At 49.7% G+C, this 18,456-nt stretch carries 15 protein-coding genes and 1 tRNA gene; 9 read left to right on the forward strand and 7 right to left on the reverse strand.

Going from position 1 to position 18,456, the window contains the following annotated elements:
• Positions 1–19: 19 nt before the first annotated feature.
• Both N8M53_RS05615 and N8M53_RS05620 read left to right on the forward strand, forming a co-directional pair.
• Positions 20–1,471: a bifunctional 2-methylcitrate dehydratase/aconitate hydratase gene (locus N8M53_RS05615; protein WP_269579791.1), complete on the forward strand. Its 1,452-nt coding sequence runs from the start codon at positions 20–22 to the stop codon at positions 1,469–1,471.
• A gap of 65 nt (positions 1,472–1,536) precedes the next feature.
• Complete coding sequence (locus N8M53_RS05620) at positions 1,537–3,420, forward strand: propionyl-CoA synthetase (RefSeq protein ID WP_269579792.1); 1,884 nt, start codon at positions 1,537–1,539, stop codon at positions 3,418–3,420.
• A gap of 75 nt (positions 3,421–3,495) precedes the next feature.
• Here the strand turns inward: N8M53_RS05620 and N8M53_RS05625 are convergent, their stop codons facing one another.
• The 3 genes from N8M53_RS05625 to N8M53_RS05635 form a co-directional block, all read right to left on the reverse strand.
• Complete coding sequence (locus N8M53_RS05625) at positions 3,496–4,476, reverse strand: sensor domain-containing diguanylate cyclase (RefSeq protein WP_269579793.1); 981 nt, start codon at positions 4,474–4,476, stop codon at positions 3,496–3,498.
• Positions 4,477–4,606: 130 nt separating this feature from the next.
• Positions 4,607–5,794: a class I SAM-dependent methyltransferase gene (locus N8M53_RS05630; protein ID WP_269579794.1), complete on the reverse strand. Its 1,188-nt coding sequence runs from the start codon at positions 5,792–5,794 to the stop codon at positions 4,607–4,609.
• Between the two features lie 139 nt (positions 5,795–5,933).
• Positions 5,934–7,307, reverse strand: coding sequence for a methyl-accepting chemotaxis protein (locus N8M53_RS05635; RefSeq protein ID WP_269579795.1), 1,374 nt, complete (start codon positions 7,305–7,307; stop codon positions 5,934–5,936).
• An 81-nt stretch (positions 7,308–7,388) separates the two neighbouring features.
• On the opposite strand from N8M53_RS05635, the gene yccX reads away from it, so the two are divergent.
• Positions 7,389–7,661, forward strand: coding sequence for an acylphosphatase (yccX, locus tag N8M53_RS05640; protein WP_269579796.1), 273 nt, complete (start codon positions 7,389–7,391; stop codon positions 7,659–7,661).
• 95 nt (positions 7,662–7,756) lie between these two features.
• On the opposite strand, the gene N8M53_RS05645 is transcribed toward yccX, so the two are convergent.
• The 3 genes from N8M53_RS05645 to N8M53_RS05655 form a co-directional block, all read right to left on the reverse strand.
• Complete coding sequence (locus N8M53_RS05645) at positions 7,757–8,086, reverse strand: TusE/DsrC/DsvC family sulfur relay protein (protein WP_025672953.1); 330 nt, start codon at positions 8,084–8,086, stop codon at positions 7,757–7,759.
• Positions 8,087–8,312: 226 nt separating this feature from the next.
• Positions 8,313–8,981: a Bax inhibitor-1/YccA family protein gene (locus N8M53_RS05650; protein WP_046073363.1), complete on the reverse strand. Its 669-nt coding sequence runs from the start codon at positions 8,979–8,981 to the stop codon at positions 8,313–8,315.
• Between the two features lie 207 nt (positions 8,982–9,188).
• Positions 9,189–10,466 carry an NRAMP family divalent metal transporter gene (locus N8M53_RS05655; protein WP_269579797.1) on the reverse strand — a complete coding sequence of 426 codons (1,278 nt, stop codon included), beginning with the start codon at positions 10,464–10,466 and terminating at the stop codon, positions 9,189–9,191.
• Between the two features lie 579 nt (positions 10,467–11,045).
• Here N8M53_RS05655 and N8M53_RS05660 point away from each other — a divergent pair.
• The 4 genes from N8M53_RS05660 to N8M53_RS05675 all read left to right on the forward strand — a co-directional run bounded on the left by N8M53_RS05660 (position 11,046) and on the right by N8M53_RS05675 (position 15,837).
• Positions 11,046–12,254: a NupC/NupG family nucleoside CNT transporter gene (locus tag N8M53_RS05660; RefSeq protein ID WP_077666985.1), complete on the forward strand. Its 1,209-nt coding sequence runs from the start codon at positions 11,046–11,048 to the stop codon at positions 12,252–12,254.
• A gap of 180 nt (positions 12,255–12,434) precedes the next feature.
• Positions 12,435–12,525 (forward strand) — tRNA-Ser (locus N8M53_RS05665).
• A gap of 559 nt (positions 12,526–13,084) precedes the next feature.
• On the forward strand, positions 13,085–14,911 hold the full coding sequence (locus N8M53_RS05670) for a DUF4209 domain-containing protein (RefSeq protein WP_269579798.1): 1,827 nt from the start codon (positions 13,085–13,087) through the stop codon (positions 14,909–14,911).
• A gap of 134 nt (positions 14,912–15,045) precedes the next feature.
• Positions 15,046–15,837, forward strand: a complete 792-nt coding sequence (locus N8M53_RS05675; protein WP_269579799.1) for a Cthe_2314 family HEPN domain-containing protein — start codon at positions 15,046–15,048, stop codon at positions 15,835–15,837.
• A gap of 21 nt (positions 15,838–15,858) precedes the next feature.
• On the opposite strand, the gene N8M53_RS05680 is transcribed toward N8M53_RS05675, so the two are convergent.
• A complete protein-coding gene (locus tag N8M53_RS05680; protein WP_269579255.1) occupies positions 15,859–16,815 on the reverse strand; it encodes an IS110 family transposase in 957 nt (318 codons plus the stop codon).
• Between the two features lie 280 nt (positions 16,816–17,095).
• On the opposite strand from N8M53_RS05680, the gene N8M53_RS05685 reads away from it, so the two are divergent.
• Positions 17,096–17,299 carry a transposase gene (locus tag N8M53_RS05685; protein ID WP_269579800.1) on the forward strand — a complete coding sequence of 68 codons (204 nt, stop codon included), beginning with the start codon at positions 17,096–17,098 and terminating at the stop codon, positions 17,297–17,299.
• Positions 17,300–17,381: 82 nt separating this feature from the next.
• On the forward strand, positions 17,382–18,269 hold the full coding sequence (locus N8M53_RS05690; protein WP_269579801.1) for an IS3 family transposase: 888 nt from the start codon (positions 17,382–17,384) through the stop codon (positions 18,267–18,269).
• Positions 18,270–18,456: the final 187 nt, after the last annotated feature.

Raw genomic sequence — 18,456 nt, forward strand, 5'->3', positions numbered from 1 at the left:
ACCACAGAAGGAATTGACCATGAGCAACAACGTAGAACTGAACCAGCGCCCTGACCCTGATGCCTTATTGGTGCAAATTGCTGACTATGTCGATAGCACGCCAATTGCCTCGGCAGAGGCCTACAACACCGCACGCAACTGTTTGATGGATACCCTTGGCTGTGGCTTGCTGGCGCTACGTTTCCCTGAATGTACCAAACACCTGGGGCCACTGGTGCCGGGCACCACAGTACGCCACGGGGCGCGGGTGCCGGGCACCTCTCACGAGCTTGATCCGGTCACTGCCGCGTTTAATATCGGCTGTATTATTCGCTGGCTCGATTTTAACGATACTTGGCTCGCCGCCGAGTGGGGCCATCCGTCTGATAACTTGGGCGGAATTTTGGCCACCGCCGATTATTTAAGCCGCGTGGCCGTGGCCGAAGGCAAACCACCACTCACCATGCGCGATGTGTTGACCGCGATGATCAAAGCGCATGAGATCCAAGGCGTGCTCGCCCTTGAGAATAGCTTTAACCGTGTCGGGCTCGATCACGTTTTATTGGTGCGCGTGGCATCAACAGCCGTGGTCACCAAAATGCTGGGCGGTAATCGCGATCAGATCATTGATGCCGTCTCACAAGTTTGGGTGGATGGCTGTGCGCTGCGCACCTACCGCCATGCGCCGAACGCCGGTTCACGCAAATCGTGGGCGGCGGGCGATGCCACCTCCCGCGCGGTGCGGTTGGCGATGATCACCATGAAAGGCGAGATGGGCTTGCCGTCGGTGCTCAGCGCACCTAAGTGGGGCTATTACGATGTGCTGTTTAACGGCAACGCCTTTAGTATCAAGCAAGACTTTGCCAGCTACGTAATGGAAAACGTACTGTTTAAGATTTCCTTCCCTGCTGAGTTTCATGCTCAAACCGCGGTGGAAGCGGCGGTGACTTTACATTCACAGGTGAAAGACCGGGTGGATGAGATTGAACGTATTGAAATCACCACCCATGAATCGGCCATTCGCATCATTTCCAAAGAAGGGGAGTTGGCTAACCCGGCTGACCGTGACCACTGCCTGCAATACATGGTGGCAGTACCGCTGCTATACGGCAACCTAGTGGCCGAGCACTATGAAGACGCCTTCCATCACGCCGACCCGCGTATTGACGCGCTACGGCAAAAAATGGTGATCAAAGAAGACCCACGCTATAGCGCGGAATACCTAGAAGATGACAAGCGCTCGATTGCCAATGCGATCCAAATCTTCTTTACCGATGGTAGCAGCACCGAACAAGTCGCGGTGGAATACCCGATTGGTCACCGCCGCCGTCGCGAAGAAGGGATCCCTGTGCTGGAGCAAAAATTCCGCACTAACTTGGCGACTCGGTTCCCGCACGCACAAAGCGAAAGAATCGCCGCTTTGTGTAGCGATCAGGCCGCGCTGGAAAAAACGCCGGTGCACGAATTTATGTCGCTGTTTGTGATTAACTAAGCACGTTCTAAACACGTTGCTTGCTAACTCATCGCTCGCTGATAGCGGGCGATAAGGAGCCGCTTATGCAAGAAGCCAGTTACCAGCACCATGCGGATTGGGCCAGCCGCGATCCTGAAGGGTTTTGGCAGGCGCAGGCCAAACAGCTTGATTGGTTCACCTTTCCACAAACCATTCTTAGTAAAGACGACAATGGCATTGAGCGCTGGTTTGCCGATGGCACTATGAACACCGCGTACATGGCACTCGATGCGCATGTTGAACAAGGTCGGGGCGAACAAACCGCGCTTATTTACGACTCACCGGTTACCGATAAAAAAACCACCTACACCTATTCGGCGTTGCGTGACTACGTGGCGAAAGTTGCGGGCATGCTGGCAGGGTTAGGGGTTGAAAAGGGGGATCGCGTGGTGATTTATATGCCCATGATCCCAGAAGCCACCGTGGCGATGCTCGCGTGTGCGCGGCTTGGGGCGATCCATTCGGTGGTGTTTGGTGGCTTTGCCCCGAACGAGCTGGCCGTACGGATTGAAGATGCGGAGCCCAAAGTGGTGCTCACCGCTTCGTGCGGCATTGAGGGCGCGAAAACCTTGGCCTATAAGCCGATGGTTGATCAAGCCATCATGGACAGTCGCTACAAACCCGACCATGTGGTGGTCTATCAGCGTGCGATGTGTCGTGCCAATTTAGACAATCCGCGTGATGCTGATTGGGCGGCGCTATTAGCTGAAGCCAACCCTGCGTCGCCGGTGCCCGTCAATGCCACCGATCCTTTATATATCCTTTATACCTCCGGCACCACGGGCAAACCCAAAGGCGTAGTGCGTGACAATGGCGGCCACGCGGTGGCGATGAAGTACAGCATGAGCGCGATTTACAACGTCAAACCCGGCGAGGTGTTTTGGGCCGCTTCGGATGTTGGCTGGGTAGTGGGGCACTCGTATATTGTCTATGCCCCTTTGCTACACGGCTGCACCACGGTGATGTTTGAAGGTAAGCCAGTCGGTACACCGGATGCGGGGGCGTTTTGGCGCGTATGTGATGAGTATAACGTCAGCATCTTATTCTCGGCGCCTACCGCTTTTAGGGCGATTAAAAAGCAAGACCCAAACGGTGAACACCTTGCGCGCTATCCGATGACATCTTTACGTACGGTGTTTATGGCCGGCGAACGGCTTGATCCACCGACATTGGAATGGGTGGAAGAAAAGACCCAGCGACCCGTGGTCGATCACTGGTGGCAAACCGAAACCGGCTGGGCGATTGCGGGCAATCCATTGGGGTTAACCTGCTTTGCCACCAAGCCCGGTTCGGCAACCATGCCAAGTCCTGGTTATCAGGTGTGTATTCTCGATGAAATGGGTGATCCTGCCGCACCAAACCAGCAAGGGTACATTGCCGTGAAGCGTCCCCTACCACCTAGCTGCCTACCGACGGTGTGGCGCAACCACGATCGCTTTGAAGCCGGCTATCTCAGCCAGTTCCCAGGCTATTATGTCTCTGGTGATGGTGGCTATATGGATGAAGATGGCTACGTATTTGTGATGGGACGGATTGACGATGTGATTAACGTCGCGGGCCACCGTTTATCGACCGGAGAAATGGAAGAGGTACTAGGCAGTCATGAAGCGGTCGCTGAGTGTGCGGTGGTGGGCATGCACGATGAGCTCAAAGGCCAATTGCCGCTTGGCTTGGTGGTACTGAAAGACGGTTTTGTCTCAGTGAGTGGCGAGATCGAACAGGAATTGGTGCAGCGTGTGCGGGATCAAATTGGCGCGATTGCTTGCTTCAAAAAAGCAGTGATCGTCGATAAGTTACCTAAAACACGGTCAGGTAAAATCTTGCGTCGCATTATTCGTCAAATGGCGGATGGCGAGGCTTATCACGTGCCCTCGACGATTGATGATCCGAGTAGTTTGGAGACCATTGCCTCGGCGCTTTCACATTAGATGCAAAGGCTGTGAGCACTATAGAAAGGCGTGGCACCTCTGTGTGCCGCGTTTTATTTGATTCTTCTACACCGCTTAGCGCTCATCACCGCTGTTGGCCTTTTTACCCATTTTTTGTTGATACATCTTGGTATCCGCTTCATCCAACAAGTCATCTAATCCACGGTGCGAGGTGGCCGAGCTGGTCGCAATCCCTTGGCTAAATGAAAGGGGATAGGTATGGCGATTAATCTGGTTAAACCGCTCAACCACGCCCGCAAAGCGCTCGAGTGCGTTTTCTGCTTCTTGGCGTCCGGCACCATAGAGAAATACCACAAACTCGTCCCCACCAAAGCGGGCGAACACATCCGATTCGCGCATATTGGCACGCAGCAAGTTCGCTAAGTGAGATAACGCGATATCCCCTTCAGCATGGCCGTAGGTATCATTAATCGCTTTAAAGTTATTTAAGTCTAAAAAAGCCAATGAATAAGGAGCATTAATCGACTGACAATGCTGCACCGCCCGGCTCGCCAGTTGCATAAAACCGCGTCGATTAGAAATGCCAGTAATGTCATCAGTGTAAGCGGTATGGGCTGATGACAACTCACTTTCCGCCAATAGCGCCAGATCTTTCAAAAAGCGCACATCTTCTTGGCTAAAACGTCTTGGTTGAGTATCAATAACACACAGTGTGCCGATATTGGTGCCATCACTGAGAGACAGCGGGTGCCCGGCATAAAAGCGGATATGCGGGTCACCTGTCACCAAAGGATTATCGGCAAACCGCGGATCGGCACTGGCGTCTTGCACCACAAACGGCTGATTGCCCAAAATGGCGTGGCCGCAAAAAGAAATATCGCGGGAGGTTTCGCGCACAGTCAGGCCAAAGCAGGATTTAAACCACTGACGATCGTTGTCAATCAAGCTAACGAGCGCGATCGGAACGTTGAATAAACGTTTCGCTAAGCGGGTGATACGGTCAAAACGTTCTTCGTCTTCGCTATCGAGCAGGCCTGTTTCTTGCAGTTTTTTTAAACGCTGCTCTTCATCTTGTGGCTTTATGGGACTGAGCATTCATACACTCCTGTTGCTAGCTCTCTAAATGCTGATTCTCTAAGAACAGTAGAGGGGCTAGACAGAAGTGTCTAGGCCAGCAGGCGATATCTGCGGCCTGCTGACACAATATTGCGATACCGCTTGCGCGTTATTGCACCAGGCAAGCAAAGCCTTTCAGGTAGAACCCTTCCGGGTAGGCACTGTGCGTGGGGTGGTCGGCGGCTTGTGAAAAGCGCTCAATAAACTGCATATTTTTACCCGCATCCAAGGCCGCATCTGCGAGGATCTTCTGGAACAATCCCGCGTCCATTAGCCCTGAACATGAATAACTGAGCAGCACACCGCCTGGATTCAGCAGCTGCATGGCGAGCATGTTGATATCTTTATACCCACGGCACGCGCCGTTCAGTTGGGATTTCGACTCGGCAAACTTAGGTGGGTCCATCACAATCACGTCAAAGCGCTCGCCTTGTTCGCGATAAGTGCGCAGTAGCTTGAACACATCGGCATTGACAAATTCCGCGCGGGTGAGATCAAAGCCGTTTCGCGCCGCATTGGCTTTCGCTTTGTCGAGCGCAGGCTGTGACACATCGACATTAGTGACATGTTTGGCATTGCCTTTTTGCGCATACAAGCCAAAGCCGCCAGTATAACAAAAGCAGTTTAAGACACGTTTGCCATCCATGTATTTCACCGCTTGTTCGCGACTATCACGCTGGTCGAGATAAAAACCGGTTTTATGGCCGTTAGCAATATCAACCTCAATCGTCACGCCATTTTCTTCGATGATGACGGACGCAGGCGGCTCCTCACCGTGCAGTATCCCCACACGAGGCTTGAGGCCTTCTTTTTTACGAATCGCCACATCGGAGCGCTCATAGATATGACAATCTGGAAACTCGGTGCGTAGGGCGGTGACCAGATTATCACGCTGGGCATCCGCGCCGGCGCTGAGCAATTGGCACACCAAGTAGTTATCGTACTTGTCGACAGTGATGCCGGGGACACCGTCTGACTCGGCGGCTAAGAGACGATAACCGGTCAAGCCATCACGCTCGGCGAGCATGGTACGTAGCGGTTTTGCCGCACGAATACGGGCAAGGAAAAAGTCACTGTCGATGGGGGTTTTTTCAAAGCACCACATGCGTACCCGAATTTGCGATTGTGGCGAGAACGCGCCAAGGCCTAAAAACTCGCCTTGATGATCACAGACAGTGACAGTGTCACCTAAACCTGGCTTTCCTTCAATACGGGCAATGCCGCGCGAGAAAATCCAGGGGTGGCGGCGTTTGATCGATTTATCGCGGCCTTTGGCAAGATACACAGTGGCAGTCATGATGGTGTCCTAACGATTGATGATGGATAGGCAAAGCAAAAAAGGGCGGGTATTGTCGAGCAAGGTCAGGGGGATTGCAATAAAAACGCGCCCAGAGAAGGGCGCGTGATTACAAGCGTGAGGGGGTAGACCTAGGCGTTTAGGTACGAAGCCCTGCCACCAAGGTTTTCAGCTGATGAGCTTGTGCGCCCAGCTCGCTGACTTCGGTGGCAGAATCACGCAGCATTTGTGCCACTTGGGTTGATTGGCTGCGTACTTGTTCGACGTCTTGCGAAATTGTGCCCGCGACATTGCCTTGCTGTTCGGCAGCGGCCGCAATCTCGGTGCTGCGATCGGCGATGGTGCCACTGCGCTCAGCGATTTGGCTGATTTCGGTATCAATTTCTTGCACCGCTGCCTCGCTGGCGGACGCATTTTCAACCGTGCCTTCCATCACGCGGCGCAGATCCGCGGTATGCGTTTGCAGTGATTCAATCATAGACTGAATATCAACCGTTGACTCTTGGGTGCGACTGGCCAGTGTGCGTACTTCATCGGCCACCACGGCAAAGCCGCGGCCTTGTTCACCGGCACGTGCCGCTTCAATCGCCGCATTCAGCGCCAACAAGTTGGTTTGTTCACTGATGCCATTGATGGTGGTCACCACGGTGCCAATTTGCTCGGCGTTTTTGCTCAGCTCGCTGACTTTATCCGCCGCTTGGGCAATTTCGCTGGCAAGGCCGTTAATCGCGGCCATGGTTTGCTGGACTTGCTGACGTCCTTGGTTCGCCGCTTCGGTGGCCTCTTGCGTTTGGGTTGAGGTGTCCGTGGCATGGCTGGCCACTTCGCGAATCGAGCCTGCCATTTCTTCGGTGGCACTGGCCAGTGAATCAAGATACTGGCGCTGACTCTCACCCAAGGCTTCACTCTCATCGCTACGCTGCTGCAAGCTTGCTGACAAGCCATCCATCATCTCAGCGCTTTGTTGAATCGCCTTCACCAAGTTTTGCTCGCGCTCAAGCACTTTATCGATAGTGACGGCAATTTGGCTAAACTCATCACGAACAGGAATAAAGTTCATTCGGTAGCTCAGCTCACCATCTGCTAGCTTTAATAAGGCTTGGTTCATGGTGTACATCGCGCCGCCAATAAAAGTCATGATGTAGTAAATCAGTACTGCAATCACCAGAACCATACCGATCAGCAGGCTCCAGTCGGTGGCGCTCATATGGCTAAACAGTGAGCCGTCAAGTTGATAGACAAGCTCATTACCATTGAACGTAAAACCGGTTTGCTGGTTATTGAGCAGGGTTTGTATCTCACCTTTCGGGAGGTCGTATTTATCAACTATCGCTTGAATGGCTTGGCCTTCCGCTTCCATCTTGTGTGCCACACGGGTATCCGAGGCGGCATCCAAGGTAAGCGCAATCACAACCATTGCGAGCAAGGGGAGGAAAAAGATAAGGTAAAATTTTTCTTGTAGCCGAAGGTGGATAAAATATTTATCAATCCATCGAAACGCAACTTCTTTCATGACGCCATCCTGTCAAACGACTTGTCTCATGTAGCGTTATACAGGTGTCGTTTTGCAATGGGAATATAGGAGAGGTGACAGATGTCTCAAAAATGTGTCAAAGCCTATGTCACAGGTCACGTTCAGGGGGTTGGCTTTCGTTATCACACCGCCCATGAGGCGTTGAAGCTCTCATTAACCGGATACGCGAAGAACCTGCCGGATGGTCACGTTGAGGTATTGGCTTGTGGACGCGAAGAGTCAGTGGATTCGTTAATGGCCTGGTTAGATAAAGGGCCACCGACGGCGGGCGTCGATCAGGTTGATCAAGAGGACGCGGAATGGCGCGCCGTTGATGGCTTTGCCATCTTGTAGCGCCTTAGTAACAGGTCTCAATAGAAGAGAGCCTAGATCCAATCGTTACATGCGCCGCGAAGGTGTGGCGGCGCTTGAACTATCGGCCTCGGTGACTAGAGGCATTTCGCGGGCTTGGGTAAGCCTGCCAGCTTGGTGGCCTGTTTTGCCGGGCCTTTAGGGAACAGCTTAAACAAGTATTTGCTGTTACCTTTCTCCGGGCCGTATTCTTTTTCCATCGATTTAACCAACAAACGCACCGCTGGTGAGGTGTTGTACTCTTGATAGAAATGGCGGACGAAGTGAATCACCTCCCAATGGGCTTCGGTCAGCGCAATGTTTTCTTGTTCGGCAAGCAGCGGTACCAGGGCTTCGTGCCAATCATCCACATTTTTTAAATACCCTTGCGCATCCGTCGCAATGGTTTCACCTTCATACACCAGCATACTTTTACCTTTGTTCGTCATCTGACCGGACGTTATCGCTTTGATTGAGGCTGCAAAGCATAGCGAGCAGGGCGGGCGAGTGCAACTGGCGTTCACTGTGCCTGATGTGGCGCGCTTCACTGAGTGGGTGCGCCATTCAATCACACGCTTTTAGGGATAAAAAAGCAGCCATAAAAAAAGCCGGCGCATGCCGGCTCTTTGTGACTTACGGTTTAAAGCACGAGGCTTAGTCGTCGTTCATAAAGCCAAGAATGCTCAGCATATGAACGAAGATGTTGAAGATGTTCAAGTACAGCGACACGGTGGCGCGGATGTAGTTAGTCTCGCCGCCATTAATAATGTTGCTGGTGTCATACAGAATAAAGGCTGAGAAAATCAGTACCGCGATGGTGCTGATTGCCAAGCTCAGCGCTGGGATCTGCAAGAAGATGTTCGCGACCATCGCCACCAGTAGAGCAATCACACCCGCGACCAAGAAACCACCCATGAAAGAGAAGTCTTTCTTAGAGGTAATGGCATACGCCGATAGGCCTAAGAACACCATACCTGTGGTCGCCAACGCCTGCATGACAATTCCTGGGCCGCTAGACAGGCTCAGGTAGTAGGTCAAGGTTGGACCGAGTGAGGCACCCAGTAAGCCGGTAAACACGAAGGTCCATACAATACCGGCGGAAGAGTTCATGGTGCGTGGTAGCACAAAGAACACGATCGCCAACGCACCTAGGGTCATACCTAGCGACATCATTGGGCCGATGCCGACAGCGATAGCGATAAAGGCCGCGATAGCACTGGTGATCAGTGTCATCGATAGCAGTGCATACGTATTACGTAGCACTTTGTTTGTAGATAACGCACTCTGCTGTGACTGGCTGTGCGAAACGATACGATCGTTCATAACGTTCTCCCGGTTGGGTTAACAATCCATTTTTATATACGACAGTTATGTGGGCAGTCGTTCACTTTTTCAAGCCGCCCACGTCCTTAACCTAAACCACGACTGGCTTTTATAAGGTCAATAATACCTTATCCGCGCTCAACACCGATGGTGAAGTTGTAAAAGGATGTTAACCCAGCCCTTTAAGCGCGAACAAGGTAAACTTTGTTACATCAACCACTTCCACCAGACGAACACCGCCAAAAAGCCGAATAAATACACTAATCCAGTAATGGCTAGCGCACGCATCGCTTTGCTCATGGTCACTTCAGGCGGCAAGCGGTGCTTGGTCACCAAAATATAGTTCAAAAGAGCAAAAAAGGGCGTGGTGACAAATGCCGCCACCATGGCGAAATCAAGCATGGTCAGCAGTGCGCCGGTCCAAAACGCCACAATCGCCAGTGCCAACACCGAGATCAGCATCATCCAACCTTGTGCGATGCCCGGGTGCGCCTCGGCTTCTGTTTGTTCACGCAACAAGCGTTGTGATTCTGATACGACCCGCGCATAGCCATCAATCACGGTAATGGTGCTGCCGAAAATACAGAAAAAGGCGACCACGGCAATCAAATAGCGCGACCATTCACCAATGGTGGCGGCGTACAGGCCCACTAACTGGTGCGAAAAGCCGATACCCGACTGCTTTAACTCCACCCCGCTGCCGTGCAGAAGCAAGGCACCGAGTGATAAGAACACAATCGCCAACAGCGCGGTACCGATGTAACCGACGTTAAAATCAAACAGCGCCGCTTTGGCGTTAATCGGCTCAGATTGCGCTTTACGCTTGAGCCACACCGAGGTGATGCTAGAAATTTCAATCGGAGCGGGCATCCAACCCATGGTCACCACAATAAAGCCGATGGCGGCGACAGACCAAATTGAGGGCGCATTGAAGTTGGGTTCAACCGCGACAGGATTCCCCACGGCAATCGTCACCGCCACTAAGGTGGCGCAAGTCAGCGTCGCCATGATCACTTTCGATAAGGTATCCAGCGCTTTGTAATGCCCCGCAATCAAGATGACTAAGCAGGTGGCCACAATAATGCTCGAGAGCACCGTCAGTGAGAGATCAAACGGCACAAAATAGCTGAGCAAGCTGGCACTAAATAAGGTTAAGGCCGCGGTGTTAATCACCCCAGAGACCGCACTTAACGCGACAAACAGCCACAAATAAGGCCGACCTAAACGCGCATAGCCTTCGACCAAGGTTTCACCGGTTCCCGCGGTGTATTGTACGCCTGCTCGAAAAAAGGGGTATTTAAACAAGTTAACGAGCAGGATCAATGCCGCGAGTTGCCAGCCATAAATGGCTCCGGCTTTGGTCGAGGCAACAAGGTGAGAGCCGCCTACAGCTGCCGCGGCCATCATGATACCTGGCCCCAATGCGCGTAGACGTTGCATCACAGACAAGCTAGCTCCTGTCTGATGCGAAGAGACGGTTTGCATGTGTGTTTCCTTTATTGTGGTTGCGTTGTTGTGTTTGCTTTGTTTTATGTTTTTTAGCGCTATTGCTTTTGTTTTTCCATTGAGGCTTATTTTTATCGCTTTACCTTCAATGATTTTGTCAATAGCCACCCATGAATATCATATGAGCCAAACGTGTCAACCAATCTTGCCAAATTTGTTAAGCGCAGGCGTGATGCAGGGTGTGAATGATAGACACCACCAAGGTGACACAAAAAGAGAGGGATAAACATCCGACCATTGTCTGAGAGACAAGACACAGCCAAAAAGACAGTTTGCAACCCTCTATAACCACTCAATAAGTGTGATCGAACGTCAAATTCTGCTGGAAATGAGAGTTTAATCACACTATAATGCTCGCCCAACATGTGCTCTTTGCTCAGCGATAGCCAAAGAGTGACTGTGTCGCGATTTGCGGCTGAAGAAAAAGCGTCCAAGGTCGGGCCCACCTTCACCGAACCCGCGGTACGATGTAACGCATGATGGAACCTCTTGCCACCCCGGCAGCGTGTCGTACTCATCCGTACCGCAAGTGCAACACAACGGCAAGGTAATCTATTTATGCAACTCCTCTATAGTGCGGCAGGTCTGGTCGCTCTGTTTCTATGCGCGTGCGCATTTTCCACCAACCGCAAAGCGATCAACTGGCGAACAGTGCTAGGCGCGTTTGGCCTGCAAGCTGGGTTTGCTGCCCTGGTGCTCTATATTCCCTTTGGTCAAGCCATGCTAGGGGCAATGAGTAATGGCGCGGCGAAGCTGCTCTCCTTTGCCAACGAAGGCATCGAATTTGTGTTTGGACCTCTGGCGAACGATGGGTTTATTTTCGCTGTTAAAGTACTGCCGTTAATCATTTTTATCAGTGCGCTGATTTCTCTCCTTTATCATCTCGGCATTATGCAGTGGGTTATTAAATTGCTCGGTGGCGGCATACAGCGATTACTCGGCACCAGCCGCGCAGAGTCTCTGGTGGCAACCAGCAACATCTTTCTTTCTCAGGGCGAATCTCCTTTGGTAGTTCGCCCTTTTCTTAGCAAAATGACCCGCTCTGAACTCTTCGCCGTAATGGTCGGCGGCATGGCCTCAGTGGCCGGCAGTGTACTTGGTGGATATGCCGCCATGGGCGTGGATTTGAAATACCTGATTGCCGCGAGCTTTATGGCCGCGCCCGGTGGATTATTAATGGCCAAAATCATTGTCCCTGAGACGGAAACACCGGCTGAGCAAAACCAGGTGGAGATCAGCGATAGCGACCAAGCGAACGCGATTGATGCCTTGGCCAGCGGCGCGATGAACGGCATGAAAGTCGCGGTGGCTGTGGGTACCATGCTGGTGGCCTTTATCAGTGTGATTGCGATGTTAAACGCCGGGCTCGGGAGCATTGGCGAGCTGCTTGATTTAGAAGGCTTAAGCCTAGAAAGCCTATTCGGCTATTTATTCTCACCCTTGGCATTGCTTACTGGGGTGCCGGTGCATGAAGTGTTTGCCGTCGGCAACCTATTAGGGCAGAAAATCGCACTCAATGAGTTTGTCGCCTTCTTATCTTTTGCCGATATCAAAGCGAACTTGTCGGTGCAAAGCCAGGTGATAGTGACCTTTGCCTTGTGTGGCTTCGCCAACATTGGCTCAATTGCCATTCAACTTGGCTCGATTGGTGCCATGGTGCCCGAGCGCCGCAAAGATGTGGCAAGCTTAGGCGTGCGCGCAGTGATTGCCGCCACCTTTGCCAACCTAATGAGTGCGGCACTGGCGGGTATTTTTATCGCGCTATAATTACTGCGCGGTAACGAGACTCGGCTAACGTGGCTCAGTAAAAGTAGGGCGATTGGCGGCAAGCTAATCGCCTTTTGCTAGCAATATCGCCAACCTGATCACGGCTTGAGCGAACAGACAAAAAGCGGCAAATAAAGGGTTTACAAGCCTCAGCGAACCCAATAATATACGCCGCGTTCCGGAGAGATGGCTGAGTGGTTGAAAGCACCGGTCTTGAAAACCGGCAAGGGTTAATAGCCCTTCTAGGGTTCAAATCCCTATCTCTCCGCCATATACCGAAAAGCCGCTGATCAGTCAGCGGCTTTTTTGCGTTTAACCCCTTATAAATCCCCAAATCCTGACCGCGCCAACATTTTAGACCCCTTTGCCTAAACACACTGCCCAGCGTTTGATAATCTAGCCCACGAAAAACTGCCCTATAAGGCCTTTTGGACGCCGCCAACCAATGGCGGTAGCGTGGGTGTTAAAGCGCATTCCACTAAACTGCCAAGCTATATATTTACACAGCTTATCGGCGAGGGAAGCCAGATTGTGTGCACGATTATCCGGCACACATTCACATTATCACCAAACGAAAAAATAGAAATGCTATTTAATCAATGGGTTGCATTTCACTGGTTGGGGATAATGTGAACGCCTGAACCGTGATAGGCGGCATGCACACTTTCGTAGACGAGATGATTGCTTCAAGCGTTGAAAGTGGTTTTACTAACAGTAGCTTAGGTGATAAAAGATGCGCATGACGGTTTTGACATATCGAGCGCGCGCACTAATACAATGTTATGCGGCACGGTGTGATTGAGCTTTTAGGTCTGAACGGAAGGGAATATATGGCAACCTCTTTAGAAATGACTCGTGAAATATTCATTGAATGTAACTGGAGTTATGACGTATCCCCCGAGAAACACAATGGATACTCTTCAATTATGAGTTGTCTGCAAAAGTCTGCAAAGGAAATGGATGAAGCGGGAAAGCCAAATCACACTAGAGTCCTTGAGTTGCTGTCGCGAGTAGCTTCAATGATGCTAAGGCCGAATAGTCTCAATGAGCCGTTCAAAGCGTACTTCCAGGACTTTCAGGCAGGGAGACGGTCCGCTCAACCGGAAGATTTTACTGCGGAAGAATTGATTTTCTTCGAGACAATTCTGAACGATGTTGATGAGTTATGGCTGAAAGCGAGGCTGGCAGATCTTCTCTGGTTGTTGAGAAAACCGAAGAATCCAGAGCATGCCAAAATTGCAATAGATTCGTATATTTCCAATCCCATTGATTCAGAAACGTGGCATCGTGATGTGAGAAACGGATGGGAACGAGCTGCTCGTTTATGCATGCAAATCAGAGACACTGATCGGCTAGATGGTATAAAAAATAATCTATTCTCAGCCTTCTGCGCCGAGCATCCAAGAAATAAGTTTATGACCCTATGGGTTGCGGACTTACTTGACCAGCTAAAAATTGATCGAGATTTTAAAGAGGATATAGCTTCATCGCTATTCAAAATTGCACTCGAATTGAAGAATGACGGAGATTTCCATTCGGCGAGATCATATTTTGAATTGGCAGCAAAAAAGTATCAGCAGTGTTCTGAAGAGGAAAGCTGGCTGGACGCACTGATTGCGATAGCTGATTGTTTTGAACTGGAAGGTGATTCTAGATCTGCGGGCAGTAACATGGCTGCCAACTCTTTCTATGAAAATGCAGTTCAAGCATATCGTCGAATCCCGAACAAGAATAGAGTCAATTACGATGTCGAGAGCAGAGTTTCAGTAGTACGGGATAAAATAAAGGATTCAGGTCGAGCGTCACTAGACGAAATGGTTTTGGTTGAAACGCCAGGTGTCGACGTATCCGAGGTTGCAAAGTCATCGATGGCCCATGTCGCAGGCAAAGGCAGTCCAGAAGAAGCCTTGATGTACTTCATTGGCTTGTTCACTGGTCCGAAATATCAAGAATTAGCGTCCAGCGCAAAAGAAATTATGCAGGAGAGCATGTTTAGCAGTTTGGCTGGCTCAAGTCATATGAGCAGCGACGGCCGAGTTGTTGCTAAGACCCCTCCCATGAACCTGAAAGCGGGTGAAGATGATCCATCAAATAAGGCTGTTTTGAAAAGGCAGGTCCAACAGCAATTTTCCTTTGAAGTACAGCTGGTAGTGGAAGGTCAAATACTCCCTGCATTGAGGCAGCTACTCATGGAGCACAGATTTACAAGGGAGTTGCTTGTAGCTGCATGTTATCAATCACCCATCGTATCGAAGGGCCGAGAGAAGCTCTTAGGATATGCTTTATGGCTCGGATTCGAATACGAATTTGGTGCTGCGATTCACTTGATTTGCCCCCAGGTTGAGCACGTTGTTCGGACACAGCTGAAAGCTTCCGGTTTCCATACAAGCACGATTGATAAAGATGGAATTGAGAATGAAAATGGATTAAGCACGCTAATGGACTCTCCCGAAGCTATTCAGGTGTTCGGAGAAGATGTAACCTTTGAAATAAAAAGCGTTTTCACAGAGGTCCTCGGCTTTAACTTGCGAAATGAAACTGCACACGGGCTCCTTGATGATAATGTTTCTGCCTCTTTACCTGCAATTTATGCATGGTGGATGGTTCTCAGGTTGGTCCTTCGTTCAATTGTGCTTGGTGGAATCAAAGGTGATTAGCGTTATTCGGTTGTTTAGAGAATGATAGATCCGCATAACCAAGCCATGCAACGGATGCCAAAACCTCCGCTTCGCTCCGGTTTTGTCACCGGTGATGGCGCGCGTTAGCTATCAATCAGAAATTGTGAGTATCTATGAACAATGAATATTATTGGTGGGATTTGGAAGATTCTCGCTTCAAAGCGGTCTTATATGATTCGATAAATTGTTATTTTCTCCATGACTTGCCTTACCAAAATTGGCAAGAGTTTTCTGAAGCTGACCCACACATGGCTTACGCACATTTAACTTATGTTCGGTTTAATATGCTTGAGCAACAGTTCATCGATTTACGGGTAATCCCTCAAATGCTTGGAGTTGAGACTGTTCCGGTGAAATCTAGTGTTCAAGATATAAACAGATATGACTGGCTTAAATCTGTCGTAGATTTGACGCTATTTCGTTTCTCCAGCTTGCGAGATATAGCTTTCCACTTTGTGAATGAAGTTTTGGAACTTGGGCTTTCCGATTTTCAGTTGAATATAAAGCAGTTGAAAAAGGCGCTTAAAACTCAGCATCCAGAAATTCTTGAAGACTTAATAATCTTAGATAAAACGGGTGAAGAACTGAGGACTGATCGCAATGACCGAGCTCATAAAGGTTTTAGTGAGCTTTATACAGGTGACGACCAGATGTTCAAAAATATGTCATGGATGGAGGGCAAAGTCATCGACAATACTGGTTATGATTTAGTTGGAATTTATGAAAGTTCCCGTGACAAAATTAGTGAATTAGTTGTGCAAGAGGTACTGGTTGCACTAAAAGCTACAATCAACTTAGTTGATAACTGCTATGCCCATTATCGTGATACACACCTTAGATTATCACGTGGCTCAGCAATGGGAGTGTCGCAACATTTTCCTCTGCACTGCGAAAAAGATAGCTAACAAACGAGTATGTCGTCAATCCTAAATTTTTGCGAGATTTTTATCCCACATCACGCCGTCTCTGAGCATCGAATTTAAGATCACTACCATCTTGCGCACACAGGCAATAATGGCGACTTTTTTCGGCTTTCCAGCGGCGACTAATCGGGTATACGTGGCTTTAAAAACAGGATTACATTGCATCGCAGACATCATCGCCATATACAACACGGTGCGAACTTGAGCACGTCCACCTTGGATCACTCGTTTGCCTTTATATCGCCCACTTTCTTTTGTCACGGGTGCAACACCAATGAGTGATGCCGCTTGTTTGTTAGTTATATAGCCCAGCTCAGGGACGTTACTGATGATAGATGCTGCCGCAATGCTACCAATGCCAGGCACGCTTTGTAAGAGCGTATTTTTAGTCTGATATTCAGGGCATGCTTCAATCAACTTCACGAGTTTTTGTTCGATGTTGGTGATTTGATTTTTCATCGCAGTGAGCATGGGTTTGATGGTTGAATGCAAGGTTTTGGGCAGTATCTGCAAGCGGTTCTTTTCCATCGTTTGCATAGATAGGAGCTGGTTTCTCCTGGTGACTAAGTCACTCATTAGACGTATATTTTCCGCCTTGATAATGGTGATTTCAGGCTTAATGGCGTCGCCATAATGTGCGATTAACTCAGCATCTAAGCGGTCATTTTTCGCTCTGCGCCCAATGGCGCCGGCGAAGCGTTTAATGTGCACAGGGTTGGCGCGTACGATGGGTAAATTGGCTTCAATACACGCGAGCACAAAGGACATTTCTAATCGGCCAGTGGCTTCAATGATGATGCGCTCAGGCTGATATGGCTTGATGATTTTCAATGCATCTTTAATGCCTTTATCAGTGTTTGGCACAGAGAAGAAGTGCGCAGTTGGTCTGACGTAGATGTCGAGTTGCGCTTTGCCGGTATCGACGCCGATGTAGATGTTTTGATTGGATGAAGTATTCATAATAAGCTAACTCTTGTTTGCGTAATACGGGTTCGAGACCCAGTCGAGTATTCGAGTTTGGTGCTTGGAGTTCTAAGGTGCGTTCATGTTTGTTATCGGTCTCTCGACAGAGGAGCCAGCATTCAATCGAACTGCACATTAGAAAGCTTTAGTTGCAGCTAAAGCCTGGGTCTCACTTTACCCAAATTCGGGTGAGATTATCCATACAAAGCATTTAAGAGGGACAAGTTGGACTTGATCCGTTTTACTGGACACGCATCGACGACCTGAGGAGGTCAGTATGCCAGCCTATAAAACGGGTAAAAAGACAGCGCAATATTCATTAGACTTCAAACTGAAAGCGGTTGAATGGAGCTATGAAACGCATCGAACAGTGAAGTCGGTTGCAGAGGCGCTTGATATCCATCCATTCATGCTATCGAAATGGCGTAAAGCGTATCGAGATGGAGAGTTTGGTATGGTCAAGTCCCAAAAAATAAAGTGAAGCCAGACAAGGCGAAGGATGAGTTATCGGCACTCAAGCGACGGATCACAGAGCTTGAAGAGGAGAACGATATCTTAAAAAAGTGGCAACGCTTTCAAGCAGAACAAAGGCGCAAGCCTACCGATTCGTAAAGCAATATAGTAATGTTTACTCAGTAAAGAAGCTGTGTAGGCATCTTTCTGTGTCTCGTAGTGGCTATTATGATTGGCTAAGCCGCGGACAGTCAGGACATGCGCGCGCAGATAGTGAGCTAGGCGTAGAGATAGCGTTCATCTACCGTAAAAGCGAAGGCAGATATGGGAGTCCTAAAATCCATGCGGCGTTGAAGGCAAAAGGTCTCGCAGTGAGTCGTAAGCGTGTGGCTCGCTTGATGCGAGAAGCCGGTTTAAAGGCGAGAGTGGACCGTGTTTACCGTCGTCAGAAAAAGAGTCGGACGTTCTTTAAAGGACTCGTCAATCGACGCTTAGAACAAGAAAAGGCGAGCAAAATCAATCAACAATGGACTGCGGATGTTACCTACATAAAAGTAGGAAACCGATGGGGCTACTTAGCGGTAGTGATTGATGTTTACTCAAAAAAGGTACTTAGCTGGGCGCTCAGCGACAGACTCGATTCAAACTTGACGATGTTCACTATCGTCAAAGCACTCGCTAGCCGAAAGCCTAAACGGGGGCTGCTATTTCATACCGACAGAGGGCGCGAGTATTGTGCGGATAGGGTGCGACATTTACTGGCGGAACACGGTATTGAGCAGAGCATGAATCGTCCAGGGAAATGCACGGATAATGCAGAAGTCGAGTCGTTCTTTAAATCGCTTAAGGGCGAGTTAATCAAAGATGCACCGATTGCTAACTTAAGGCACTTACGAGAGAAGCTCAGAAAATATATTCAGTACTTTTATAATCGAACACGGTTACACAGTAGCATTGGCTATATGTCGCCGATAGCGTTTGAAAAACAATGTACTTAACGAAAGACGTGTCCGTTAAAGTGGATCAACATCACGCGCAGCCGACCCTTTATTTAGGTGTTGAGCAACCCCGTTGTTTTATTAAGTAAATAGCTCGAATACGGATAGGTAAGCACTGCGTCTGGCACTTTTTTAGCGCGAACGCAGTCAATAAAAAAGCAGATACATTGTTATTTAAAAAGTGATG

This window comes from Salinivibrio kushneri, from assembly GCF_027286325.1.
GTDB lineage: Bacteria > Pseudomonadota > Gammaproteobacteria > Enterobacterales > Vibrionaceae > Salinivibrio > Salinivibrio kushneri_A.